General features: G+C 58.6%; 20 protein-coding genes. 14 read left to right on the top strand and 6 right to left on the bottom strand.

The features are described 5' to 3' along the window. Window positions 1-6 precede the first annotated feature (6 nt). On the bottom strand, window positions 7-1,467 hold the full coding sequence (locus AC2FMY_RS18105) for an aldehyde dehydrogenase (protein ID WP_496747905.1): 1,461 nt from the start codon (window positions 1,465-1,467) through the stop codon (window positions 7-9). Next, window positions 1,468-2,490 (bottom strand): succinylglutamate desuccinylase/aspartoacylase family protein, encoded by a 1,023-nt coding sequence (locus tag AC2FMY_RS18100; protein ID WP_496807848.1) that lies wholly within the window; start codon window positions 2,488-2,490, stop codon window positions 1,468-1,470. An 84-nt stretch (window positions 2,491-2,574) separates the two neighbouring features. Between AC2FMY_RS18100 and AC2FMY_RS18095 the strand changes: the two genes are divergently transcribed. The 3 genes from AC2FMY_RS18095 to AC2FMY_RS18085 are packed head-to-tail and all read left to right on the top strand — an operon-like array spanning window position 2,575 to window position 4,819. Further along, the gene (locus AC2FMY_RS18095; protein ID WP_496807847.1) at window positions 2,575-3,699 is read left to right on the top strand and encodes a pyridoxal phosphate-dependent aminotransferase; all 1,125 of its coding nucleotides are present in this window, start codon (window positions 2,575-2,577) and stop codon (window positions 3,697-3,699) included. Then, window positions 3,699-4,247 (top strand): decarboxylase, encoded by a 549-nt coding sequence (locus tag AC2FMY_RS18090; RefSeq protein WP_496807846.1) that lies wholly within the window; start codon window positions 3,699-3,701, stop codon window positions 4,245-4,247. Before AC2FMY_RS18095 ends, AC2FMY_RS18090 begins: the two co-directional genes overlap by 1 nt. Next, window positions 4,244-4,819, top strand: coding sequence for a thiamine pyrophosphate-dependent enzyme (locus tag AC2FMY_RS18085; protein ID WP_496748509.1), 576 nt, complete (start codon window positions 4,244-4,246; stop codon window positions 4,817-4,819). Before AC2FMY_RS18090 ends, AC2FMY_RS18085 begins: the two co-directional genes overlap by 4 nt. Here AC2FMY_RS18085 and AC2FMY_RS18080 read toward each other — a convergent pair. After that, window positions 4,803-5,696, bottom strand: coding sequence for a LysR substrate-binding domain-containing protein (locus tag AC2FMY_RS18080; protein ID WP_496748508.1), 894 nt, complete (start codon window positions 5,694-5,696; stop codon window positions 4,803-4,805). The two genes, AC2FMY_RS18085 and AC2FMY_RS18080, sit on opposite strands and share 17 nt — an antisense overlap. Before the next feature lie 153 nt (window positions 5,697-5,849). On the opposite strand from AC2FMY_RS18080, the gene AC2FMY_RS18075 reads away from it, so the two are divergent. The 4 genes from AC2FMY_RS18075 to AC2FMY_RS18060 are packed head-to-tail and all read left to right on the top strand — an operon-like array spanning window position 5,850 to window position 9,308. After that, window positions 5,850-6,701 (top strand): amino acid ABC transporter permease, encoded by an 852-nt coding sequence (locus AC2FMY_RS18075; RefSeq protein WP_480751865.1) that lies wholly within the window; start codon window positions 5,850-5,852, stop codon window positions 6,699-6,701. A 44-nt stretch (window positions 6,702-6,745) separates the two neighbouring features. Then, on the top strand, window positions 6,746-7,588 hold the full coding sequence (locus AC2FMY_RS18070) for a transporter substrate-binding domain-containing protein (protein ID WP_480751867.1): 843 nt from the start codon (window positions 6,746-6,748) through the stop codon (window positions 7,586-7,588). A gap of 49 nt (window positions 7,589-7,637) precedes the next feature. After that, window positions 7,638-8,543, top strand: coding sequence for an amino acid ABC transporter permease (locus AC2FMY_RS18065; protein WP_480751869.1), 906 nt, complete (start codon window positions 7,638-7,640; stop codon window positions 8,541-8,543). A gap of 9 nt (window positions 8,544-8,552) precedes the next feature. Next, entirely contained in the window at window positions 8,553-9,308 is a 756-nt protein-coding gene (locus AC2FMY_RS18060) for an amino acid ABC transporter ATP-binding protein (protein WP_496807845.1), read from the top strand. 27 nt (window positions 9,309-9,335) lie between these two features. Here AC2FMY_RS18060 and AC2FMY_RS18055 read toward each other — a convergent pair whose 3' ends face one another. Both AC2FMY_RS18055 and AC2FMY_RS18050 read right to left on the bottom strand, forming a co-directional pair. Next, on the bottom strand, window positions 9,336-9,914 hold the full coding sequence (locus AC2FMY_RS18055; RefSeq protein ID WP_480751873.1) for a helix-turn-helix domain-containing protein: 579 nt from the start codon (window positions 9,912-9,914) through the stop codon (window positions 9,336-9,338). A 95-nt stretch (window positions 9,915-10,009) separates the two neighbouring features. After that, window positions 10,010-11,077: an aromatic ring-hydroxylating dioxygenase subunit alpha gene (locus tag AC2FMY_RS18050; RefSeq protein WP_496748506.1), complete on the bottom strand. Its 1,068-nt coding sequence runs from the start codon at window positions 11,075-11,077 to the stop codon at window positions 10,010-10,012. A gap of 348 nt (window positions 11,078-11,425) precedes the next feature. On the opposite strand from AC2FMY_RS18050, the gene AC2FMY_RS18045 reads away from it, so the two are divergent. The 7 genes from AC2FMY_RS18045 to AC2FMY_RS18015 all read left to right on the top strand — a co-directional run bounded on the left by AC2FMY_RS18045 (window position 11,426) and on the right by AC2FMY_RS18015 (window position 22,670). Next, window positions 11,426-12,676, top strand: coding sequence for an FAD-dependent oxidoreductase (locus tag AC2FMY_RS18045; RefSeq protein ID WP_496807844.1), 1,251 nt, complete (start codon window positions 11,426-11,428; stop codon window positions 12,674-12,676). 16 nt (window positions 12,677-12,692) lie between these two features. Beyond that, on the top strand, window positions 12,693-12,947 hold the full coding sequence (locus tag AC2FMY_RS18040) for a sarcosine oxidase subunit delta (protein WP_480751879.1): 255 nt from the start codon (window positions 12,693-12,695) through the stop codon (window positions 12,945-12,947). Then, window positions 12,937-15,807: a 2Fe-2S iron-sulfur cluster-binding protein gene (locus AC2FMY_RS18035; RefSeq protein WP_496807843.1), complete on the top strand. Its 2,871-nt coding sequence runs from the start codon at window positions 12,937-12,939 to the stop codon at window positions 15,805-15,807. The genes AC2FMY_RS18040 and AC2FMY_RS18035 overlap by 11 nt, the downstream gene beginning before the upstream one ends. A gap of 1 nt (window position 15,808) precedes the next feature. Beyond that, window positions 15,809-16,306 carry a sarcosine oxidase subunit gamma gene (locus AC2FMY_RS18030; RefSeq protein ID WP_496745849.1) on the top strand — a complete coding sequence of 166 codons (498 nt, stop codon included), beginning with the start codon at window positions 15,809-15,811 and terminating at the stop codon, window positions 16,304-16,306. Between the two features lie 417 nt (window positions 16,307-16,723). Next, window positions 16,724-18,454, top strand: coding sequence for a thiamine pyrophosphate-binding protein (locus AC2FMY_RS18025; protein WP_496745847.1), 1,731 nt, complete (start codon window positions 16,724-16,726; stop codon window positions 18,452-18,454). A 13-nt stretch (window positions 18,455-18,467) separates the two neighbouring features. Next, complete coding sequence (locus AC2FMY_RS18020; protein WP_496807842.1) at window positions 18,468-21,290, top strand: peroxidase family protein; 2,823 nt, start codon at window positions 18,468-18,470, stop codon at window positions 21,288-21,290. Between the two features lie 3 nt (window positions 21,291-21,293). Continuing rightward, complete coding sequence (locus AC2FMY_RS18015) at window positions 21,294-22,670, top strand: hypothetical protein (RefSeq protein WP_496807841.1); 1,377 nt, start codon at window positions 21,294-21,296, stop codon at window positions 22,668-22,670. Window positions 22,671-22,672: 2 nt separating this feature from the next. On the opposite strand, the gene AC2FMY_RS18010 is transcribed toward AC2FMY_RS18015, so the two are convergent. Then, on the bottom strand, window positions 22,673-23,104 hold the full coding sequence (locus tag AC2FMY_RS18010) for a GtrA family protein (protein WP_496807840.1): 432 nt from the start codon (window positions 23,102-23,104) through the stop codon (window positions 22,673-22,675). Window positions 23,105-23,419 lie beyond the last annotated feature (315 nt).

Below are 23,419 nucleotides of genomic sequence, written 5' to 3'. Positions count from 1 at the left end.
TTTGGGTCAGGGGAACGGGTCTGGTACCGGCGCGTTGCCGGTCCAGACCGACTTGACCTGCAGGAAATCCTTGATTGCCTCCGGGCCCAGCTCGCGCCCATACCCGGACAGCTTCATTCCGCCGATGGGGCTGGACGGATCGACGCTGCGGTAATGGTTGACGTAAACGGTGCCCGCTTCGATGGATGCCGCCACCCGCGCGGCCCGGTCTGAGTCCGAGGTCCAGACCCCGCCCGCCAGGCCATAATCGCTGTCATTGGCCAGCGCGATGGCCTCTGCTTCGCTTTCGAATGTGGTCACAGCCAGAACCGGCCCGAACACCTCGTCGCGCCACAGCTGCATATGCGGCGCGACATCGGCGAAAATCGTGGGTCCGACATAAAATCCCTCCCGCCCCCGCGCCGTTGCCAATCCGTCCAGCAGGCACGTGGCGCCGTCATCCTTCGCCTGCACGATCATCGAGCGCACCTTGCGCAGGTGCGGCTCGTTGGCCAGCGGCGCGACCTGCGTACCCGGGTCCATCGGGTCGCCCATCCGCAGCGCCTGCGCGCGCTTTAGCAAGCGGTCAACAAACCGCTTGGCAATCGGGGCTTCGACAATCAGCCGCGATCCGGCGACACAGGTCTGACCATTGGACAGAAAGATGCCGGACAGAACCCCGTTCACCGCGTTTTCGATATCGGCATCGGCGAAAACCACCTGGGCCGACTTGCCGCCCAGCTCCAGCGTTGTGGGTACAACCCCGGCCGACGCCGCTTCGGCCACCTTGCGGCCGCCCAGATCCGAACCGGTAAACGTGACTTTTCGTGTCAACGGATGGCGCACAAGCGCCTCACCCACCTCGTGCCCAAGACCGGTCACCACGTTCAGCACACCGCCTGGCAGCCCTGCTTCGTGTGCCATACGGGCAAATTCAAGTGTCGAGGCCGAAGCCATCTCTGACGGTTTGACCACTACGGTATTGCCCGCCGCCAACGCCGGGGCCAGCTTCCACGCAAGGATCATCAACGGTGAATTCCAGGGGGTGATGGCGACCACCACGCCATAAGGCAGGTGATAGCCGGTGCTCTCGACCCCCGCGACCGCGTTATTCTGACGCTCCGGTCCCAAGTTGCGCGCCTCAGCGGCGAAATGGCGATACCAGCTGTGCAGCCCGGCGAATTGCGCGCGCACTTCGGTGATGCGTTTGCCATTGTCGCGGATTTCCGGCTCGACCAGCTCTTCCCAGCGGGCCTCCAGCACATCAGCCAGTTGCTCCAGCATTCGCGCCCTGTCCCCGGTATCCGCCCCGGCCCAGTGCCCGGTTCGAAAGGCCCGGTCCGCCGCCCGCACGGCAAGGTCGGCCTCGACCGCGCGGCATCTGGCAACCCGGCTCCAGACCTGACCGGTTGCGGGGTCGGTACTGTCCAGTACCGGCCCCGACCAGTCGAGCGAGCGGCCATCTATGAACGGAGCGTATATGCGCATTCAGCCTCCCCCGGTTGCGGGCAGGTCTTGCGCCACCAGCGCCAGCATTTCACCCCGGCGCACCATCCCCCGGTTGCCATGCGCCAGAACAAAGCCAGCTTCGGGAAAGGGCAGTGGTATGGGGTCTCGCGCAGGTTCCAGCGGGAATCGCAGGGTTCCGGCCAGTTGACCTGCCTCAACCGTTTCGCCCGCGCTCACAAGGCGATCGAACAGCCCGTCCGACGGGGCAAAGACCGAATGCAGCGGAGAGGCGATATGAACATGACGGGGCAGGGGCGGTTCGCGCAGTTTCCCCGGCAGCAGGCCCAGATGGATCAGGCAGTTGCGCAAACCGGCTTCGGTCTGGTCGGTGATATGCGGATCGGCGCCGCCGCCGCCACCCAGTTCCGCCGCGATCATCGGTACACCGGCGCGCGCCGCCGCCGCGTTGACCGAGCGGTCGTCATTGTGCTCGCCCAGCACCCATACCAAGGGCAGGCCGAAGCACTGCGCCAACTTCCGGCTACGCTCCGTCAATTCCGGGTCTTGATACGGTCCGGCCAGCGTGCAGGTGGCAAAGACAGACGCCTTGCCGCCCGAATGCAGATCGATCACCGCGTCGCACCGGGGTATCAGAACCCGTTCGATGAAATCCGCGATCATCTCGGTCGGGCCGCCATCCCGGTCGCCGGGAAAGGCGCGGTTCAGATTGCCGCCATCCAAAGGCGAAACCCGCGTCGACGCGGCCAGGGCAGGGGCGTTCAGCGCTGGAACCAGCAGAACCTGACCATTCAACTGCACCGCATCCAGCACCTCCGCCAGTCGCATGATTGCGGCCGGCCCTTCGAACTCGTCCCCATGGGTGCCGCCAACGATCAGAACTGTTGGTCCCGTGCCGCCTTTGAAGCTCATGATCGGGATCGGATGATACCCCAGAGGGTTGGTGTTGTCCGACCAGCGCAGCATCAGATCGCCCGACTGAAAACCCGGCTTTTCCAGGTCGATGGTCGATTTCAGCCTGCTGTCCAAATCGTGCAAACGCATTCCAGATACATCCGATAACGATAACCTGCATTCTTCTAGCATAATTTTTTTGCAAGTGAATTGTAAAAATGCTGTAATCATGTGATGCAAGAAAATCTTGAAACGGAGACCTCGATGACTGTTGCCCGCGCCAAGGCCGGAATTGAGAGAATCAAGGCGCACATGATCGGTGCTCCATCCGAACCTGTACCGCCCGCGTCGATACTTCTGAATTCGAACGAAAGCGTGTTCGGAGCCAGCCCGCATGCGCATGCCGCAGCGCGCGCCGCAGTCACCGGGATCGAGCGTTATCTGGAAGATCCGGACCATGTCCTGGCTCCCGCAATTGCCGCGCATTTCGGCCTGGACCCGGCGCGGATCGCCATCGGTCAGGGTTCGGATGATCTGTTGGCACGGCTGGCGCGCGCGTATCTGGGGCCGGGAACCGAACTGATCCGCAGCGCCAACGGCTATCTCAAGGTGCCGAATTACGCGCATGCCAACGATGCCGAGGTGATCTCGGTGCCGGACGACCATTTCAAGCCGTCGGTTGATGCGATGATCGCAGCGATCACCGACCGGACCCGCATCGTCTATGTTGCCAACCCGGAAAACCCCGCCGGCACCTACCTGAGCGGGGCAGAGCTGCGGCGGCTGCATGCGGCGGTGCCCGACACCTGCCTGCTGGTCATCGACAGCGCCTACGAAGAATACGTGGACGCCCCCGATTTCGAACCCGCGCACAAGCTGGTGGAAGGGGCCGGAAACGTGGTCATGTGCCGGACTTTTTCCAAGATCTTCGGGCTCGCGGGTGCGCGGGTCGGGTGGATCTACGCCCCCGATGATGTGATCGACTCGGTGCGCCGCATCGCATTGACTTTCCCGGTCGCCTCGCCCTCGGTCGCCGCAGCGGTCGCAGCGCTCGAGGATCGGGCGCACACGGAATTCGTCCGCACTGCCAACCGACGCGGGCGCGACTGGCTGACAGCCGAGTTGACCGACCTCGGCCTGCCGGTGGTGCCAAGCCAGGCCAATTTCATCCTGACACAGTTTCCCGATCCAGGCCGGTCCGCCGCAGCCTGTGACCGGTGCCTGCGGCGGCGGGGCATCGCCATTCGCCGTTTCGCCTCGCCCGCCTATCGGGACTACATCCGCATCAGCATTGGCCACGCGCACGAGATCGAGGCCGCGCGCGATGCCATCGCGCTGTTTCTGAGCGGTGCGGACTGATGGGGTCCGGCGTCGCCATCACTCCCGATGCGCCCCCGGTCGCCTATCCTTCGGGCGCCCAGATCATTGCCAGGCTCAAGGTGTCCGGCGTGCGCGAAATCGTGGCCCTGCCGGATATCGTCACCAGCGACGGCCTGCTCTGGCCGATCTCGCGCGACCCCGATTTCCGCCTCACCCGCATCTGCAAGGAGGACGAGGGCGTCAGCATCTGTGGCGCCATGTCCTATAACGGCACCCGCGCCCTGCTGATGATGCAACAGACCGGGCTGATGGATTCCCTGAACGCCATCCGGGCCATCGGCGTCGATTACGAACTGCCCGTCGTGATGATGGTGGGGCTGCAGGGAAAAGAGCCGCACCTGCCTCCCGACCTCTCGGGCTCTTTCGGGGTCCGGATCATCCGCCCGGTGCTCGACGCGATGAACCTGTCGCATTCGCTGATCGAAAACCCCGAGGATATCGACCATATCCCTCTGGCGATCGACGCCGCCTATGCCGCGTCGCGCCCGCATATCTTCCTGATTGGCCGTCCCCCGGAGGTATCATGACCCTGCGCCGCGATCACGCATTGAAAGCCCTGATCCCGCATGTGCGCGACGATGATATCGTTGTCGCCGTCTACCAGACCTGTTTCGACTGGCTGGCGCTCAACCCGCGCGACCTGAACTATGTGGCCGTGGGCGCGATGGGGCAGGCGTCTTCGCACGGGCTGGGTCTGGCGCTGGCCAATCCCGACCGCCGGGTGATCGTGCTCGACGGTGACGGTAGCCTGCTGATGAATCTCGGGTCTCTGGTGACCATCGCCAATGCCGGGGTCGGCAACCTGTATCACTTCCTGTCGGTGAACCGGGTCTACGAGGTCAACGGCGCACACCCCTTGCCCGGCGCTGACAAGGTCGATTTTCACGCAATGGCGCGTGCCGCGGGCTATGCCGGATCATGTCAGATCGATACCCTGGATCGGTTGGACAGCGCGCTGCCCGGCATACTGGCCCAATCCGGCCCGCAATTTGTCGCGCTGGATATTGTCGCGGGCGATCCCTATCCGCGCGACTACGACTATATCCACAGTGCCGGCGCGCGCGATACCTTCCGGCGGGCGCTCAACCGGCGTCCGTAAGGCTCGCGCGGGCAACATCCAGAAAGGTTTCGCCAACGGCGGAAACCGGCTTGTTCTTCGACCAGAACAGTACGGCCCGGAAATTGAGTGGCGCCGCAAAAGGCAGCGCCACGCAATCTGTAAAGCTCTTCAGATACTCGCCGCTTGATCCGACAACCGAAACGCCCATCCCCCGGGCAACCAGACGACAGATCACGTCGGTCGTCCGGGTCTCGTACTGCATCCTGCGCTCAATCCCCTTGGCTTCGAAAAACTGGTCGATCTCGAACCGGAAACGTGAGGACGGCATGTACGAGATAAAGCTTTCGCCAGCCAGATCGCGGGCCTGAACGATGGTCTTGTCGGCAAGCCGGTGGTTCTTGGGCAGTACGCAGTACACGTCATTGTCCTTGATCACCATGCTTTCAAATGACGGATTGGCGGGTTCCATCGTGGTGATGCCGAAATCATAATTCTGGGACACCATCCATTCGACCGCGTCATCACTTGATGCGATTTCCATCCGGGCCATCGCCTCGGGGCGCGCTCTGGCGAATTTACTGATCAAATCCGGGGCAAGCTGTGACGACACGCCCGGCGTGACGGCCAGGCTTAACCTTGCATGACCAAACTTGCCGATTGCGGTTGCCGCCTCTTTTATGTGCTCCATTCCACTGACGGCCTGACGCACTTCGTCAACCAGCAGGCGGGCTTCTTCGGTCGGTACCAGAACCCGGCCTGACCGTTGGAACAAGGCAAACCCGACCTCGGCTTCCAGGTCCGAAATCAATCGGCTGACCGCGGGCTGGGAAATCCTCAGCATCGATGCCGCTTCGGTTACGGTGCCGGTGGACACGACGGTTCGAAAAGCATCTACCTGTCTGAACGTGATCTTCATGGTATATCTACTTCCTCAATATCCGGCGCTGACACAATTGATTTATCAATGCATAGCATTTTTGCAAACCATTGCCCGAAATATGTTGACAGAGCTATGGATTGAAATTGATACTTCAGAGGCATGTTTTATGCCGCAAGGCGAGGAGAAGCTATGGCGGGACGCGTATGGGCGGCAACGCCCCGCGACAGACGGCGACGCGAAAAGACCGAACTGAACATGGCCGAACTCACTCGCACTCTGTGGCAGATCGGGCAGGCGGTTCTGGTGTTCGCCGTTGTCGGTTTCCTGATCTGGCGGGGCGCCGACGCGATGGACTACAACTGGCAATGGTACCGGGTACAGCCATTCTTCTATCGCGTCGTCGATGGTGAACTCATCTGGGGTCCGCTGGTTCGCGGCCTGATCCAAACCCTCAAACTGGCCTCGATCGCCGGGGTATTCGCGGTCCTGATCGGTTTTGTCACCGCCTTTGCGCGCCTGTCTGATTCGATCTCGGGCCGGGTCATTGCCACCACCTATCTCGAAGCAATCCGTAACACGCCGCTTCTGGTTCAACTGTTTCTGTTTTACTTCGTGCTGGCCCCGATCTTCGGCATTGACCGGTTTTGGGCCGGAGTACTGTGTCTGGCCTTCTTCGAAGGGTCCTTTGCCGCCGAAATCATTCGGGGCGGTATCCTGGGGGTCGACAAGGGCCAGTACGAAGGCGCCGACGCAATCGGGCTGAACATCGTCGACAAATACCGTTTCATCATCATTCCGCAATCGCTGCCGCTGATCCTGCCGCCACTCACGGGCCTGATCATTTCACTGATCAAGCATTCGGCCATCGTCAGCGTCATCGCGGTTGCGGAACTGACCACGGCGGGCCTGAACCTGATCGCCGACACATTCATGGCGTTCGAGGTCTGGTTCATCGTCGCAGGCATCTATCTGGCAGTGACCCTGACTTTGTCGATCGGCGTAAGCCTGTTCGAACGATCTCTCAACAAGGACAAACGATAAATCCTGAAAACAGGATGCCAAACGCAACATCGGAGGTAACACCAATGAAATTCATGAAACCAGTCAAAGGCCTGCTCGCAGCGGCAGCAATTGCCGCAACCAGCTTTGGCGTCTCGTCCACGTCGGTCGCGGCGGAAGAACAGGAAAGTGTCCTGATCGAGATTCAGAAGCGCGGCAAGCTCAAGGTCGGCATGGCCACATTCGTGCCCTGGGCCATGCGCGACAAGGAAGGCAACCTGATCGGGTTCGAGATCGACGTCGCCAAGAAAGTGGCCGAAGACATGGGCGTCGAGGTCGAGTTTGTTCCCACGGCATGGAGCGGTATCATCCCCGCCCTGATCGCCAAGAAGTTCGATATCATCATCGGCGGCATGTCGATCACGCCGCAGCGCAACCTGACGGTCAATTTCACCACGCCCTACGCGCATTCCGGCCAGCAGATGGCCGCGAACAAGGAACTCGCGGGCGGCTTCACCACGCTTGAGGATTACAACGACACTTCGGTGACCATTGCCTGCCGCCGTGGCGCCACCCCCTGCAACCTGGCGCAGAAGCAGTTTCCCAAGGCCAACCTGCGCCGTTTTGACGACGATGCCCAGGCCTTCCAGGAAGTCGTGAACGGCAACGCCCATGCGATGATCTCCTCCGCGCCCAAGCCGCTCTTCTGGTCCGAAGCGCATCCCGACAAGGTATTCGTCGCCAATGACGGCGAGAACCTGAGCAAGGGTGACGAGGCCTTTGCCCTTCGCAAGGGCGACAGCGACGCGCTGAACTTCTTCTCGAACTGGATCGTGGTGAACACCTCCAACGGCTGGCTGAAGGAAACCCATGACTACTGGTTCAAGGATCAGTCGGCCTGGAAAGACATGGTCGCCGAAAGCCAGTAACGCCACTCCCCGGAGGCGCCCCGCGCCTCCGGCCCTTCGGGATAGCATGATGGACCGAAACGCGCCGCCTCCGGCCCCGCCCCGCAAACGCCTGACGCCGGTCGACTACGCGCTGTTTGCGCTGGTGCTTGGTCTTGTGGCCTATGCTGGCTACCGGGTGAATGACGTTCTCGTCTATAACTGGGACTGGTCGCGGGTCCTGGGGTTTCTGGTCCGCTATGACGCCGATACCGGCCGCTGGGTCGGAAACCTGCTGCTGACCGGGCTGTTCACCACGCTGCGCCTTGCCGTCTGGGCCACCGTTCTGGCCACCGTGATCGGCATCGTGATGGGCTATTGGCGCACCAGCGAGAACCTCACCCTGCGGATCATCAGCCGCTGCTATGTCGAACTGATCCGGAACATCCCGCCGGTGGTATTCATCTTCATCTTCTTCTTCTTCATCTCCAGTCAGCTCTTCCCCGCGCTGGGGCTGGAAGACATCAATCCCGATGGCGGCATGGTCGACAACCCCGTCTTTCGCTTCCTGTTCGGCGACCCGCGCCTGTTGTCCAACTTCCTTGCCGGCCTCCTGTGTCTGGCGATGTTCGAAGGCGCCTACGTGACCGAGATCGTGCGCGCCGGCATCCAGTCCGTACCCAAGGGCCAGTGGGAGGCCGCCCGCGCCATCGGCCTGTCGCGCACCAACGTCCTGCGCGACGTGATCCTGCCACAGGCGATCCGCAAGATCCTGCCGCCTCTGGCCGGGCAGTTCATCACCCTGATCAAGGACAGCGCCATCGTATCGCTCATCTCGATCCAGGAGCTGACCTTTCTCGCCACCGAAGTCGCCGCGACCACCACCAAGGTCTTCGAGACATGGATACTGGTGGGCGGCATGTATTTCGTCCTGTGCTACAGTTTCGCGGTTCTGTTCGCCTGGCTTGAACGCCGCGCCGCCCGCAGTCGCCGATAGGAGTTTCCGATGCAGCAATCCTCACCCGGCAAACCGCTGGTCGAAATCACCGGCATGTGCAAATGGTATGGCGATTTCAACGCGCTCTTCGACATCAACCTGACCGTGCACGAGGGCGAAAAAGTCGTGGTTTGCGGCCCGTCCGGATCGGGCAAATCAACCATGATCCGCTGCATCAACCAGCTTGAGGCGCACCAGAAGGGAACGATCCACGTTGATGGCGTCGAGGTGACGCCCGACATGAAAAGCATCGAACACATCCGGCGCGAGGTCGGCATGGTGTTCCAAAGCTTCAACCTGTTCCCGCACATGACCATCGTCGACAACCTGACCCTCGGGCCGGTCCGAAATCGCGGCATGTCCCGCAAGGAAGCAACCGAACTGGCCATGCACTATCTTGACCGGGTCCATATCGCGGCGCAGGCCGATAAATATCCCGCGCAGCTGTCAGGCGGTCAGCAACAGCGGGTCGCCATCGCCAGATCGCTGTGCATGAAACCCAAGGTGATGCTGTTCGACGAACCGACCTCGGCGCTGGACCCCGAGATGATCGCAGGGGTGCTCGACGTCATGATCGAACTGGCCGAAGAGGGAATGACCATGGTCGTCGTGACCCATGAGATGGGCTTTGCCCGCAAGGTGGCCGACCGGGTTGTGTTCATGGACGAGGGCGAGATCATCGAAGTGGCCGAGCCCGAGGCGTTCTTCGGCAATCCTCAAAGCGACCGCGCGCAACTGTTCCTCAGCCAGCTTCTGGGTCACTAGCCTTTTCAGTCCCGCCGGTGTCGCTGATCAGGCCGGTCGGGTCGAGGTGGTGATGAACTCGATCGCTGGCGAGCGGATTTTCTTGAACCCGTGTGGCAGCTTGGCGTCGAAACTCAACGTATCTCCCGCCGACATTTCGAACTGTTCCTCGCCGCAGCCATAAGTCGCCTCGCCCTCGATCATGTAGATAAAGACATAGCCCTCATGCTGGTAGCTGGGCAATGTGCCCGAATTCTCCCGCAATATCCGTATGCGCGAGGCCTGAAAAATACCGCTTGGCCCGCTATGCTTGCCCAGCATCAGATAGTCATGGGCGTGATCGGGCGTCAGGCGGCGCGAGGGCAGGCCTTGCCCGGCCTTCACATGATGGACATCCGCCGCGCTGTTGCTGTGGGAAAACAGGGCCATCAGCGATACCGACAAGGCGTCAGCCAAGGCATGCATCGAAGAGAGCGAGGGCGAGACATGACCGTTTTCGATCCGCGAGATCATCGCGGTGGACAGGTTTGCCTTGGCCGCCAGTTGGGTAACGGTCAGCGATCTTTCGGTTCGCAGCCGGTTCAGCGTGCGCCCGATTTCCACGTCTATCTCAGATCCTGACGCCACCGCCGCCTCTGCTTCTGTTCGCGTTTCAGCCCGCCCAATCTAAGGTTGGCCCGGCCCCGTATCAAGAAGGCTCGGTTCGCCAGCGGCAAGCCATGTCATTTTGCGGCGACAGGCGCGGATTGTTCTTCCTTGGCGCGGCGGGCGATTTTTTGGCGAAAGCGCATGGCGCCCGCGTCAAGCCCAAGGTTGAGATAGGGCGTCTTGCGATTTGCCATGCCGGTCTGAACTTCCTCCAGCACCTCCTTGTCTTCGGTAAAGGCCATGATGGCGCCTTCGAACATGTGCTTGTCGATGCTTTCGTCGCCGGCGTGCTGGTTGCGGTGCTGGAACCAGAAATAGAGCGAGTTCTCCTCATCCACCGGCGTGATGAAATTGTAGGAGATGTTCATGAAGGTCTCGGGCGGCAGAGTCTTGTCCTGGCCACCGGTTCCGGCGGGGGCATAGATCGACTTGTTGATCGCGATGGACGGCAAGCGGCATTCATAGTGCTGCTTGCGGTCGCAGTTGGGGCCAAATCCAAGCAGGGGCTTGTAATAGGGCGCGGGCGGCTCGTTCGAAATCCAGCGGAAGATCGTGACATGGTCTTCGCTTTCTTCCATCTCCAGCGGCCGGTTGTCGGTACCCGCCCCGGCAAACGAGGTCACGTGCACCCAGGCGACATGGCTGGGATCAAGCAGGTTGTCGGTGATGTAGAGATAGTTGCAGGCCATCGACATCGCGCCCAGCGGGGTGCGTCCCCATTGTGGATTGTCGAAATTGGGGATGTCGATGATCGTGTCGGGGTCGGCCTTGTCGGCATCGCCCATCCAGATCCACAGGAACCCCCACCGGTCCTCGACAGGGTAGGACCGGACCGTGGCGCGTTTGGGGATGGAATCCTCCTGTGTCGGGGCGGCGACGCAGGCGCCCGTGCAATCGAAGGTCAGCCCGTGATAGCCACAAACCACCGCGCTGCCCTCGATCCGCCCGCGCGACAGTGGCAGTTTCCGGTGTGGGCAGGCATCCTCCAGTGCGATTGGTTCGCCCTGTTCGCCGCGAAAGATCACGACGGCGTCGCCCAGCAGCTTTGCCGCCGTCAGCGTGCGTCCAAAATCCGCGCTGCGCCCGGCGACGTACCAGCTGTTGCGAATGAATTGTTCACTGCCGATCAGGTCATTTTGCATGATGGTCTCCATGGCTTGGCACGCTTGTGGCGAATTTACTGAAAGTCAAAATTTTTCGCAAAGAGAAAATTTAGGACAGGCAGACAAAAGTACAATTCGAACAATCGGGGGTGATGAACATGTACATTTCGGACAATTCCGAAAGAAACCGGTCCGGCACCATCCAGGCCGAGGATGGACGCCTCCTCTGAATTGCACTCGGCCAAATTGTCCGTCCTCTCGAGCCGTGGTGCAAGTACTCAATCAAAAAGATCCAATAAAAGCAACGCATTGCTGATATAACATTGGCTTGATCTCAAGTAAAAACTTCTTGACGAAATATTAGTCAAGGTAAATATTCTTATTATCATGCAAAAGTATTCGATCTTCTCTCTCGCCCGAAACGCGATGACCGGCCACCGAAACTGGCACCGCGCCTGGCGCTCTCCGCCGCTGAAATCTTCCTATGATATCATAATCATAGGCGCCGGCGGCCATGGTTTGGCCACCGCTTACTACCTCGCCAAGGAGTACGGAATCACCAACGTAGCCGTTCTGGAACGAGACTGGCTGGGCGGCGGCAACATTGCCCGCAACACGGTCACGATCCGCTCAAACTACATGCGAGACGCATCGATTCCCTTCTATGTCAAGTCGGTAGAGATGTACGAAGGGCTCACAAAAGAGTTGAATTTCAACATGATGCACTCCAAGCGCACCATGGTCGATGTCGTTCAGACCTACCCCAAAATGCGTGAGCTGCGTCGTCGGCAACTGACTATGGACATCTATGGATCCACCTATCAGCAGATCTCGACAGAGGAATTGCGCCGCCGCATACCGGCACTGACCGGGGGCGGCCCAGATGCACGTTTGCCGGTGATCGGCGGGATGGTGCATACGGATGCCGCGGTCAATCGGCACGATGCGGTGGCGTGGGGCTACGCTCGCGGTGCGGATGCGTTGGGGGTTGAAATACATCAACAAACTGCTGTTCTGTCACTGATACGCGGTGCGGGCGGTCGTATCGAAGGGGTCGAGACCACCCGTGGCACAGTGGCGGCGCCCAAGGTAGTGGTGGCCGTGTCAGGTCACACGACAACAATCACCGAAACTGCCGGATTGAAACTGCCTTTGCGCACCATAAACCTGACAGCCTTTGTCTCGGAGCCGGTCAAGCCGCTGGTCGACGTGATCGTCAACTGCCCTGATAGTGGCTTCTATTTCAGCCAGTCCGACAAGGGAGAGATGGTGATCGGCGGCGCGCCCGATATGGGGCAGAGCTTTCGACGGGACATCAAGCAACATGTGTTCGAAGACACGGTGACAGCGATGTTGTCGCTGTTCCCGTCGTTCAAGAAACTCAAGTTGATGCGGCAATGGGGTGGTCACCTGGACATCGCTCATGACGCCTCTCCGATCATGTCCAAGACGGAAATCGAAGGGCTTTTCATTACCGCCGGATGGTGGGGTGGATACAAGGCCATTCCCGCCGGGGGGCTGACATTGGCGCATCTCGTCTCTCGGGGTGAGCCTCACCCGTTGATGGCGGATTTCACCCTAAACAGGTTCCGAAATCTGGATTTCGTGATGGAATCCGGCACCACAACTGCCCGATGAGCAGGAGGACGAGATCATGATGAACATTCCCTGTCCTTTCTGTGGGCGTCGCAACGAAAGTGAGTTTGTCTATGGCGGTCCCGTCGGAGCTGATCGCCCCAACCCGAATACTGCCAGCGATGTGGAATGGGTCGAATACCTGACCATAGTACCAAACCCCTTGGGTCCTGTGCAGGAACGTTGGTGGCACGCGCGCGGGTGCGGCACCTGGTTCGAAATCTGGCGTGATACCAAAACCCATGACATTGTGGAGAAGCCCGATGGGAAATGAAAACCGTTTCGCTTCGGGTGGGCTGATCAACCGAGAACACCCGATCAAATTTCGGTTCAACGGCAAAACTTATGAAGGCTATGAAGGCGACACGCTGGCCTCGGCGTTGTTGGCAAACGGAGTGCGCGTCACTGCCCGTAGCTTCAAATACCACCGGCCGCGTGGCATCGTCGGGCATGGGCCGGAAGAACCCGCCTCTCTGGTCGAGCTTGAAGGTGTCGACGCCTCGGGCAACAATCCGATTACCACGGTACCGCTGCGTGACGGGATGAGCGCGCGCTCGGTCAACTGTTGGCCTTCGCCGGATTTTGATCTGGGCGGTGTCAATCAATTGGCTGCGAAATTCATCCCGGCGGGGTTCTACTACAAGACATTCAAATGGCCGGACTGGCACCTGTTCGAACCTTCGATCCGAAGGGCTGCAGGCCTTGCCGAAGCGCCGCCCGAACCGCCCGCATCGGGTCATTTCGAGGCGCGTCATGCGCATACGGATGTGCTGGTTGCGGGGGCGGGTCCGGCTGGATTGCGTGCCGCGCTGGAAGCGGCCCAGACTGGGAAACGCGTGTTCCTTGCGGACGAAGGCCGTGAGGCCGGCGGCAGCCTCCTCAACCGCGAGCTGTTCATCAATGGCGCTCCGGCAATGGAATGGGTTGGGGACACGGTTGCTCAATTGCGAGCGATGAAAAATGTCACCCATCTGCAGAACGCAACTGTTTGGGCCTATCGTGAGCACAACCTGTTGATTGTAAACGAGCGCGGGCCTGAAAACCCCTCGGTGATCGAGCGCAGTTGGCGGGTCCGGGCGGGTGAGGTGGTGATTGCAACCGGCGCAACCGAACGTCTGCTGGTGTTCGGTGACAACGACCGCCCAGGCGTGATGCTGGCCTCGTCGGTGCAGGCCTATGCCAACCGCTTTGGAGTGCGGCCGGGCCAACAGGTGGCCCTGTTCACGAACAACAACAGCGCCTATGAAGTTGCTGCGGATCTGGTGTCAAAGGGTATCACGGTGACTGCCGTTCTGGACAGCCGCAAGACCGTGCCACAGGCCGCGCTGAATGCAGTCAACGGCTTGCCGGTTTACGCTGGCACCGTGGCCGCAGGTGTTCGGGGGAGAAAAGGCGTCAAGGCCGTTTTGACCAAGCCGCTAAGTGGCGGTTCGGGCCAGTGGATCAATTGCGATGTTCTGGCCTTGTCAGGTGGTTGGAGTCCAAATGTACATCTGTGGTCACAATCGCGCAGCTCGGTGCGGTTCGAAGAAAGCATCGCCGGATTCGTTCCCAATCAGGCCGTGCAGGCTTGCCGAGCCGTCGGTGCAGCCGCTGGTGATATGACGCTGGATCGGATTGTCGAAGGTGGTGAGGAACGGGACTATGCGATCGAACCTCTATGGCGTGTAGATACGGAAGGTCAGCGCGGAAAGGCATTTCTGGATTTGCAGAACGACGTGTCTGTGGATGATGTACATCTGGCGCTGCGGGAAGGCTATGACAACATCGAGCATGTCAAACGCTACACCACTGGCGGCATGGGAATTGATCAGGGCAAAACGGGCAACATCAACATCATCGGAACGGTGGCGATGCAGCAGGGTCGCCCGCTGCAAGATGTCGGAACAACCACCTTTCGCTCGCCATACACCCCGGTCTCTTTTGGAGCGATTGGCGGCATTCGCGAGGGGAGTGTCCTGTTCCCCTATCGTCACACGCCGGTGACGAAGTGGAATCTGAAACAGGGTGCCTTCATGTACGAGGCGGGCGCGCGCTGGCGTCGGCCGGGATATTTCCCGCGTGGAAATGAGAGCTTTCAGGAAACGGTAAATCGGGAATGCCGCGCAGTGCGCGAACGCGTGGGTGTCTATGATGGTTCGCCATTGGGTACGTTCGAACTCAAGGGGCGGGATGTCGGCAGGTTTCTAGATTTCCTCTATACCAATGTGATGTCCAGCCTGAAGCCGGGTCAGGTACGGTATGGCCTGATGTTATCTGATGATGGGCTGATCCTGGACGATGGCGTGACTCTGCGGCTGGACGAGCATCGCTGGTTAATGTCGACCTCAACCGGTCATGCTGATGCGATGAACCAGCATATGGAAAAGTTGCTGCAGACCGAGTTTCCCGATTGGCAGGTGATGATCACGACCGTCACCAGCCAGTGGAACAATGCCACGATCTGTGGGCCACGGGCACGCGAGGTATTGCAGGCCATGGGGACCGATATTGATCTGTCTTCCGACGCGTTCCCGTTCATGAGTTTCCGTGAAGGGACTGTTGCCGGCCTGCCTGCGCGGGTGGTTCGGGTCAGCTTTACGGGCGAGCTGTCTTTCGAGGTCAACGTCGCCCCTCGGCACATGCGGGAATTGTGGGACAAGGTAATGGCGGTAGGCGAACCCTTTGGGATCGAGCCGGTGGGGTCCGAAGCCAGCCATGTTCTGCGGGTTGAAAAGGGGTTCCTGTCGCTGGGGCACGAGGTCGACGGAACCGTCGATGCCCATGATCTTGGAATGGGATGGGTAATGTCGAAAAAGAAACCCGACTATCTGGGCAAGCGCGCGGTCGAGCTTCGCCGCGCCGGCGGCAGCCCTCGGCGCGAGCTTGTGGGTGTGCTCCCACAGGATCCGAGCCGCCAGATTCCCGAAGGTGCGCCGCTGACCCCAGGCGGGCGCAGGGAAGCGACCGAAGGGCTTGTCACTGCATGCGTCTGGAGCGTTGTCAACGATCGTTGGGTCGGTCTTGCGCTTTTGGAAAATGGCCACGCGCGGCATGGGGAAACCGCGCATGTGCGTCTAAAGGGTGGGACGATCCCGGTAACCATCACCAAGCCGGTGTTTCACGACCCGGATGGCGAATTGTTGAGGTCCTGACATGAGCTACGACGTGCAGATCCGCCGGCAAAGCCTGTATGCGCTATTCGATCTGAAAGGCGCGCCCTCGGCTATCCAAAGCTGGTGCGGTGATATCTTGCCCAAATTGCCAGAAATGCCCAACACGCGGCGCGCGCGGGGCAACATAGAAGTGTACTTTATCGGGAACGACCATTGGATCGTCCGGGCACCTCTGGAGCTAGAAGGCGTACTGAATACAACGCTCAGGCCGACTGACTGCCCGGCCGATATCAGTATCGTGTGTGTTTCCGATACGCTGACCTTTTTTCACGTAGTGGGCCCACAGGCCGCCGAGGTGATGTCCATAGCCTGTCCGTTGGATATGCATGACGCTGAATTCAGTGAGGAGGCGACCACGTTCACCGAAGTTTTCGGCCTCAGGGCACTGGTAATGCGGTGCGAAAAGGGCTTCGAAATTGCCATCGAGCAAAGCTTTGGTGATATGATGGAGGATTATTTGTCCCGCGCCACCGCTTGATGAAGAAGCCGCAATGACCCGCGTCCATATCCACAAATACCAGACGCGGTATCATGCGCATGCAACCTATTCTAGCAACTGATTTTTCAAGCGGTCTGAGCGGTATTGCCAAATTGTTTGCACGCGACTGACAGCGGTCTGGCCCGCGTCTTTCAGGCGGCCATTTCGAGAGCGTAACCGTCCCAGAGGCCGAAAGCATCGGTTCTGGCGGGACGGCATGAAACGGTGGAGAGTTGATAGCGGCGGGGTCGGAATATGGCTGTGGTTCCACATCGTGTAATCAGTGTTATGGTGAATTCTTAGAAGTATTCCATTGGCGACTTTATACCAACCGGTTTGGCCGTCACTATCTTAATTCGCGATTTTTTGGTAGATTACTCAAACTATACTAGAGAATTTATTGGCGGAGTGCATTGAATGCGGGTGTACGAAGCGGTTGTTGCCGCGCTCGAATCCATTGGTGTCGATGCCGCATATGGTGGCGCTGGTGAAAACGCCGCGGGATTGATGCTGGCGCTGGATGCCTCGGAAAAGATCAGACCGGTTATCGCCAAGAACGAACAAGGTGCGGCCTTTATGGCCTGCGGCCATGCCATGTTCACCAACAAGCTGGGGGTCTGTTTTGCGACAGCGGGCCCTGGTGCTTTCAACCTGATTTCGGGTCTGTCGGTGGCGTTGACCGACAGTTATCCTCTGCTGGCGATAAGCGGCTATTCGACATTGGCGTGGCAAGGTCGCGGGAGCCTGAACGAGACTTCGGGATTGGTCCGGACACCGGACTCGCGCATGATTTTTCGGGCGGTGACCAAGAAAGACCCCGCCACTGGAGAACCTGCAGATTATTTGGTCACCGATCCGAACGATCTTGTCGATGTGTTACAGCGGGCAATCGATGTCGCCTTTGAAGGACGTCCGGGACCGGTTCATGTAGCAATCGCCGAAGACATCACTGACCCCAATGTCGAGGTAACGAATTTCCAGCCGTTGAAGCTGAGTAAAACCGTCATGCGTCCTGACCCGGCACAAGTCGGGAAAGTTGTCGAATGCCTCAAAAACGCCTTGGGCGACGAAAAAACGGTCGTCTTGCTGGCTGGTTTCGGGGCCATTCGAGCAGAGGCGCACGAGATCACCAGAACATTCATTGAGCGCTTTCAGATGCCTCTGCTGACGACAATGGACGGCAAGGGAATTGTGGATGAAGAGCATCCGCTTGCCATCGGGCTGTATTGCGATTCCGGCCACAAGGCGGCGTGGGAAGTCTTTGAAGAGGCAGATGTCGTTCTGGCTGTTGGAAATTCTTTCGCACAGCATGCGACTTTCGATTTCTTTGAAGATCTGTTCAAGGAAAAAACGCTTATTCACATCAATATCGATCCGGGTGAGTTCGACAAGTTCTACAAGGCTGACCTTGTCATTCTGGGAGACGCCCGACTGGCATTGGAAGAGGTGTTTGCACAGCTAGACCGCCAGATAGGCCCAATCGAAGAACGCGACTATCGGCCCGAGGACTATGATGAACGGTTCATCATCTCGCCGCAGAAAGAACTTCACCCCGGTGAGATGGTGCAAAAAATCTCGCAGATGCTTCCACCCAGTGGGATCGTTCTGACTGATGCGGGGGCGCATGCTGCCTGGACGGCTTATTATCTAGAACTCGACGAAGGTCAGAATTTTCGTAAACCCGGAACTTACGGGCCTATGGGCATCGGTGTGTGCGGTGCCATTGGCGCAAAATATTCTCAAATGCACCGGCCGGTGGTCGCTGCAGTGGGAGATGGCGCCTATCTGATGACCGGGTTCGAGTTGATGACTGCAGTGCAATACGACATCCCGGTCATCTGGGTCATTTTCAATGACCGAGAGTTCAAGTTGATCAAGCTCTACCAGCTATCAGCGTTTTTCAAGACCGGTCTGGTGGAGTTCGACAATCCCGACTATGCCGCCTATGCCCGCGCCTGTGGGGCGCAAGGCTTTGCTGTCGACAAGCTGGACGATTTCGAAGAGGCATTTCGTGCCGCCCTGGCCAGCGGGAAGCCCACGTTGATCGACGCCCGGATCACACGTCTGGCCCTGCCGCATTATTCGCCTCATCCCGAAGGAATTCTGGCTGCGCTCTGGTCGGGTGTGCGCGAAAGATTTGGGTTGTGATTGGGAGGCCAAGATGACCGGCAATACCGCGACTTCGCACAAGTGGACCGAAACCTATTCTGGCGGTTCTCCGGAGGCTGAGCGAAGTGAGACCAAAAAACTTGCCGAACTGATGATGGCCGCCCAACTCAAGTCTCAGGCGGCGGCCAAGGCACGCAAGGTGGACCGGGCCTTTCACACCAAATCGATTGCGGCATTGAAAGGTGCCGAGCTCCGCTTTGTGGAAGATTTGCCTGAAGACCTGCAAGTTGGCTTTGCCAAACCCGGATCTGTTTATCCCGCGATGGTCCGGTTTTCCAACGCGTCTTCACAAACCCAGTCGGACGAGGAAAAGGATTTGCGTGGCATCGCTGTGCGCATTGAAGAGAGCGAAAGCGTCGCGCACGACCTTCTGGCCACGAATTATCCCGTGCCGCACGCGCGCAACGCCCGACAATTCGTGATTTTTGCTCACGCGCTTGCCGGAGGGAGGGTGTCGAAGCTCTTTGGCCTTTTGCAGTTGGCTTTTGTACTGGGCCCGTCCGAGACATGGCGCATGCTGCAAAACGTTCGTGAGGCGCTTAGGACTTGTGACAGTGTCGCCCTTGAAAGCTATTGGAGCCGCGGCGCCATCGCTTGGGGTAACGAGGCGGTGCGGTATGTTTTCAAGCCGGCTCCCGGCGCACCTGGCGTTGCTGGCGAATACACTGGCCCTGCACGTCTTTCATCCGAATTCGCAGCCAGACAGGCCACGGGGGACATTCTGTTTGAGCTGTTTGCCCAACGCTTTGTATCGGAAGCCCAGACACCGATCGAAGATGCGGCGCATGAATGGGAAGAAACTGTCAGCCCTCCTATCAAGGTAGCTGAACTGGTGATACCCCGGCGGGATCTTTCCACGACCGATGCATTGGCCGACGCCGCGGCTGTTGACGGCATGGCATTCAACCCGTGGAACACGACGGACGCATTCAGGCCGCTTGGAAACCTGAACCGGGCACGCAAGACGGTCTATGATGCCTCGGCGGCCCATCGTCAAGGCAAGCGGTTCAAGGCACATCCACCGCCATTGCAGAACCGGGTATTTGGCAATTTGGCGCGGTCCGTTCTTCGCGCGGTCAACCGGCGCGTGCCATGGCATAAGATCCCGTTTCTGTTGATACAACTGCTGAACCTGGACGCCCTGAGATACGACCTGAGACAGAAAAGTCTGCTCGACACCGATCCCGAAGAAAAGGTTCCGTCAGCGCGAACTGTCCCATCAGAACCTACCGCCGAACAGCGGCTGTATCGAACATATGATGGCACCTATAACGACCTTTCCGATCCCCGAATGGGAGCGGTGGGCGCCAGTTTCGGGCGCAACATGCCGCCACAAATCCAGCCCTCTGCAAGTCCCAACCCGATAGAGGTTGCGCGTAGGCTGATGGATCGGGACTCTTTCATCCCGGCCAAGATTCTGAATATTCTGGCGGCCTCCTGGATACAGTTTCAGGTTCATGACTGGGTCGCACATGAACGCCGCAAGCTGGGCGAACAGGATGACATTGTCCCGATCCCCGATGCCTATCCCGATTGGCGCAATACACCCGATGGAGTGCCCGAACGGGAAATGCGCATTGCGGGAAACATCCCGCTTGGTGACGGTGGCGATCCGTTCCTGTTTGCTAATGAAACCTCGCATTGGTGGGATGGATCGGAGGTCTATGGCAACAATTCAAAGACGGCGCAGTCGCTGAGAGATGGAGCCAAGCTCAAACTAGATAACGGGTATCTGCCCGAGAACGTTCACGGTTTTGAAATGACCGGGTTTAACGAAAGCTGGTGGTTGGGCTTGTCGACCATGCACACGCTTTTTGCCCGTGAACACAATGCGATCTGCGATGCGTTGAGCAGAGAATATCCGCGGATGGACGAAGAAAGAGTCTATCAGACCGCGCGACTGATCGTGTCAGCGTTGATTGCCAAGATACATACGGTCGAATGGACCCCCGCCATTCTTGGCACCGAGGCGCTGGATATCGGGATGAAGACCAACTGGTTCGGCCCGCCAAAGTCCTGGCTGACACGGTTGGGGATATGGCTGACGGACGTGCATGCCTTGAAGGGCATTCCGGAAACCCTTCCTGATCACCACACGGCCAGATACGCGCTGACCGAGGAGTTCGCGACGGTTTACCGGATGCATCCGCTTATTCCGGATGATTACATCTTTTATGACTTCGGGTCCGGCAAGGAAAAAGCGCGGCTTGGATTTTTGGATATTCAGGGCCAGCACACCGATGACCAATTGCGAAAGCTGGGACTGAGGGATGCGCTATACTCACTTGCAGTTGCCCATCCCGGAGCAATCACACTGCACAACTTTCCAAAATCGCTTCAGAACCTGGAGCGATTTGGCGAGTTGATCGATTTGTCGGTTGTCGACATTGTACGAACCCGCGCGCGACGCGTACCGCGTTACAACGAGTTTCGCAAAGGTTTGCATATGCCCCCGGTAACCCGGTGGGAGGATTTGACGGCAGACCCCGCAACAAACCGGACACTTGAAGAGCTTTATGGCGACATCGACAAGGTCGATACGGTAATCGGCTTGCTGGGGGAAACGCCCCCCGACGGGTTTGGATTCTCCGACACCGCGTTTCGTGTGTTTATTCTGATGGCGTCGCGGCGGTTGCAGTCAGACCGGTTCCTGACCACCGATTTCAGACCGGAAGTCTATACACCGCTGGGTATGGATTGGATTGCACGGAACGGGATGAAGTCGGTACTGCTGCGTCACTTCCCCGAGTTTGCATCGGTCTTGCCAAAAACGGGTACCGCTTTTGCTCCATGGCGGGTTGTAGACGGAGGGTGAGATATGGGAAAAGCCGACACCTCGAAGGGGCTAGATGCCTTTTTGGAAACCCCCCTTGCCCGAACCCTTTGGAACCGGCGAACCAAGCGGGTCAGCCGTGGTTCGAACGTGGTTGCAGGCTCTTTAAGTTGGACGTCAGAAAACGAACGTTCACCCCTCGATCCATTGCAAGAGGCCATTCTGATCGCGGCAACCGGCGCGTCAGGCATGACCATGCCGGACAGACCCTTTTTCGACGACGAAAGCGGCGATCCGATCATGTCCAAACCCAACCTGGTGATGGAAGGGCGCACTGCGGGAAGCCCGGATAATGCGCAAGGCACGCATTTCTTCATGATCAACGATAGCGGTACATATTTCCTGCGCCGTCTCGATCCATTGGCAGGCGGCACCAAAAACTGGACGCCGGATGTGCTGATCGAGCGGGCGGAACGAGCCAAGGTGCGCATTCTGGATCGCCGTATTGATGTGCCCGCCGATATGCGCGACTTTCCGGCCTATCTTGATGCAAACCGGTTTTTGTCGAACAGGCCCGGATCAACGATCTTTTTCCCCGTGGTGGATCTGTCGCACCAGTACATCAATGCGTTGATGTATCTGCTGACCCAACCCGACCATGCGCGCCCGGTCATTGTGGATGATCGGAACTTTTATCAGCCCGCTGGTGTCAAGGAGTGGATCAAGAAGGGATTCCTGAACCCCGATATCAAAATTCCATTGGGCGCCCTGGGCCAGATGCGTACTCAGATCGAAGCGGATCTGCTGATTCAAAACCTGTTTCTGGTCACGGAGGCCTTGGGCCTCGGTGGCTGGATACACGCTGCAATCTCTCCGCCTGTTTTGCTTGGCGATCCGAAGTTCCAGAAGAAATACGGATCCATGCTGAACTTCGATCATGTTTCGCCAAGATGGCGGTTCATGGATTTGTTCCGCTGGCATACGCTGCCGATCACAAGGATGAAGGATGTCCGCGCTCACGCAGTGGGACTGCGTCACCACGGGGAACATCTGATCAAGGGCAAATGCCCACCCTATTACAATTCAATGTCGGATGCCGTTGATGCGGTTATTGCCGGCAAGTTCGGCGATGGCGGCATCTACAAAAACGAGGAGTTGTTCGCCAGGATCTACAAAGGTGATTTCGGGAACAAGTATCTGGAAGAGGCCGGAGAATACGAGCAGGATGTGATCAACTGCGCGCGCGATATCTGCACCTATATCCATGATACACACGGGCGCTTTCCAGCGCATTGCGAAGCGATTCACGCGCCGGGAATCTGGCTGCAGACGCACCGGGTCGAAAACGAATATTATGAGACTTACTTTGACGACGGTTTGACCGAGGCACAGCGCGCGCAGGACGCGAACTGGCCTTCGTGAGGTCAGACCAAATCGCCCCGATAGTCGCGTGGCCGCACGCCCAAAGCATGGGAGTTCAAAACGTGTGAAAGAAGCGCAATCGGCAAAAGCGCCAGGGCCTGAGCCGTAAGTGCGTCTGCGCCAGACTTCAATACCAACTGCAGTAGGTAAAGGTTCGACAGATACACGACGATATTCGCAAGGATATAGACGCGCGACCTGGTTGTTCCTCTGGAACGGAACACATGAGTTGCGTGGCATCGCAGATTAAGATCCCAACACAAAGCGAATTGCGCGGTTAGCGCGAGTAACGGATTCAGTCCGGCAAATACCAGCACCGCATAAACTGAATAACCCGACAAAACACAAAGCAATCCAAAAGGAACAAGGTTAAGCCTTAGTCCTCTGGGGAGTGAGATGTCATCAACCGGTCTGGGCAAGCAGCAAACAGTCATCTGCCCACCCTCTGGCCAAAGGCAATGTCTGCAAAGCGACGCTTGCAGACAGACCCCAATGCGGCCTTAGTATTTTCAAAGCCGGCTTCGTCGGACCACGACGAAGACGGCAAACCCTTTTGCTTATCCCCACTCATTGGGACAACCCCCCAGTACCATTTACAACCAAACCACCAAACACGGTGCACTACATTCAAACACATCGCGGGAAACGTTCCTGCGATCATCGAGCGAACGTCTCTCGTATCGGGACCTAAAGAAAGAAGGTTGGCCGCGAAAGAACACCCCGCGTTCCTTGACCTTCCTGCTTTGCTA

Source organism: Ruegeria sp. YKSE079, from assembly GCF_059612845.1.
The sequence above is the reverse complement of the archived record's forward strand: the minus strand, read 5'-3'. Positions and strand labels throughout refer to the sequence as shown.

Bases quoted from the DNA above. Each gene is read 5' to 3' on its own strand.
- AC2FMY_RS18105 (WP_496747905.1), bottom strand. From the start codon at position 1,467: ATGCGCATATACGCTCCGTTCATAGATGGCCGCTCGCTCGACTGGTCG.
- AC2FMY_RS18100 (WP_496807848.1), bottom strand. From the start codon at position 2,490: ATGCGTTTGCACGATTTGGACAGCAGGCTGAAATCGACCATCGACCTG.
- AC2FMY_RS18095 (WP_496807847.1), top strand. From the start codon at position 2,575: ATGCAAGAAAATCTTGAAACGGAGACCTCGATGACTGTTGCCCGCGCC.
- AC2FMY_RS18090 (WP_496807846.1), top strand. From the start codon at position 3,699: ATGGGGTCCGGCGTCGCCATCACTCCCGATGCGCCCCCGGTCGCCTAT.
- AC2FMY_RS18085 (WP_496748509.1), top strand. From the start codon at position 4,244: ATGACCCTGCGCCGCGATCACGCATTGAAAGCCCTGATCCCGCATGTG.
- AC2FMY_RS18080 (WP_496748508.1), bottom strand. From the start codon at position 5,696: ATGAAGATCACGTTCAGACAGGTAGATGCTTTTCGAACCGTCGTGTCC.
- AC2FMY_RS18075 (WP_480751865.1), top strand. From the start codon at position 5,850: ATGGCGGGACGCGTATGGGCGGCAACGCCCCGCGACAGACGGCGACGC.
- AC2FMY_RS18070 (WP_480751867.1), top strand. From the start codon at position 6,746: ATGAAATTCATGAAACCAGTCAAAGGCCTGCTCGCAGCGGCAGCAATT.
- AC2FMY_RS18065 (WP_480751869.1), top strand. From the start codon at position 7,638: ATGGACCGAAACGCGCCGCCTCCGGCCCCGCCCCGCAAACGCCTGACG.
- AC2FMY_RS18060 (WP_496807845.1), top strand. From the start codon at position 8,553: ATGCAGCAATCCTCACCCGGCAAACCGCTGGTCGAAATCACCGGCATG.
- AC2FMY_RS18050 (WP_496748506.1), bottom strand. From the start codon at position 11,077: ATGCAAAATGACCTGATCGGCAGTGAACAATTCATTCGCAACAGCTGG.
- AC2FMY_RS18045 (WP_496807844.1), top strand. From the start codon at position 11,426: ATGCAAAAGTATTCGATCTTCTCTCTCGCCCGAAACGCGATGACCGGC.
- AC2FMY_RS18040 (WP_480751879.1), top strand. From the start codon at position 12,693: ATGATGAACATTCCCTGTCCTTTCTGTGGGCGTCGCAACGAAAGTGAG.
- AC2FMY_RS18035 (WP_496807843.1), top strand. From the start codon at position 12,937: ATGGGAAATGAAAACCGTTTCGCTTCGGGTGGGCTGATCAACCGAGAA.
- AC2FMY_RS18030 (WP_496745849.1), top strand. From the start codon at position 15,809: ATGAGCTACGACGTGCAGATCCGCCGGCAAAGCCTGTATGCGCTATTC.
- AC2FMY_RS18025 (WP_496745847.1), top strand. From the start codon at position 16,724: ATGCGGGTGTACGAAGCGGTTGTTGCCGCGCTCGAATCCATTGGTGTC.
- AC2FMY_RS18020 (WP_496807842.1), top strand. From the start codon at position 18,468: ATGACCGGCAATACCGCGACTTCGCACAAGTGGACCGAAACCTATTCT.
- AC2FMY_RS18015 (WP_496807841.1), top strand. From the start codon at position 21,294: ATGGGAAAAGCCGACACCTCGAAGGGGCTAGATGCCTTTTTGGAAACC.
- AC2FMY_RS18010 (WP_496807840.1), bottom strand. From the start codon at position 23,104: ATGACTGTTTGCTGCTTGCCCAGACCGGTTGATGACATCTCACTCCCC.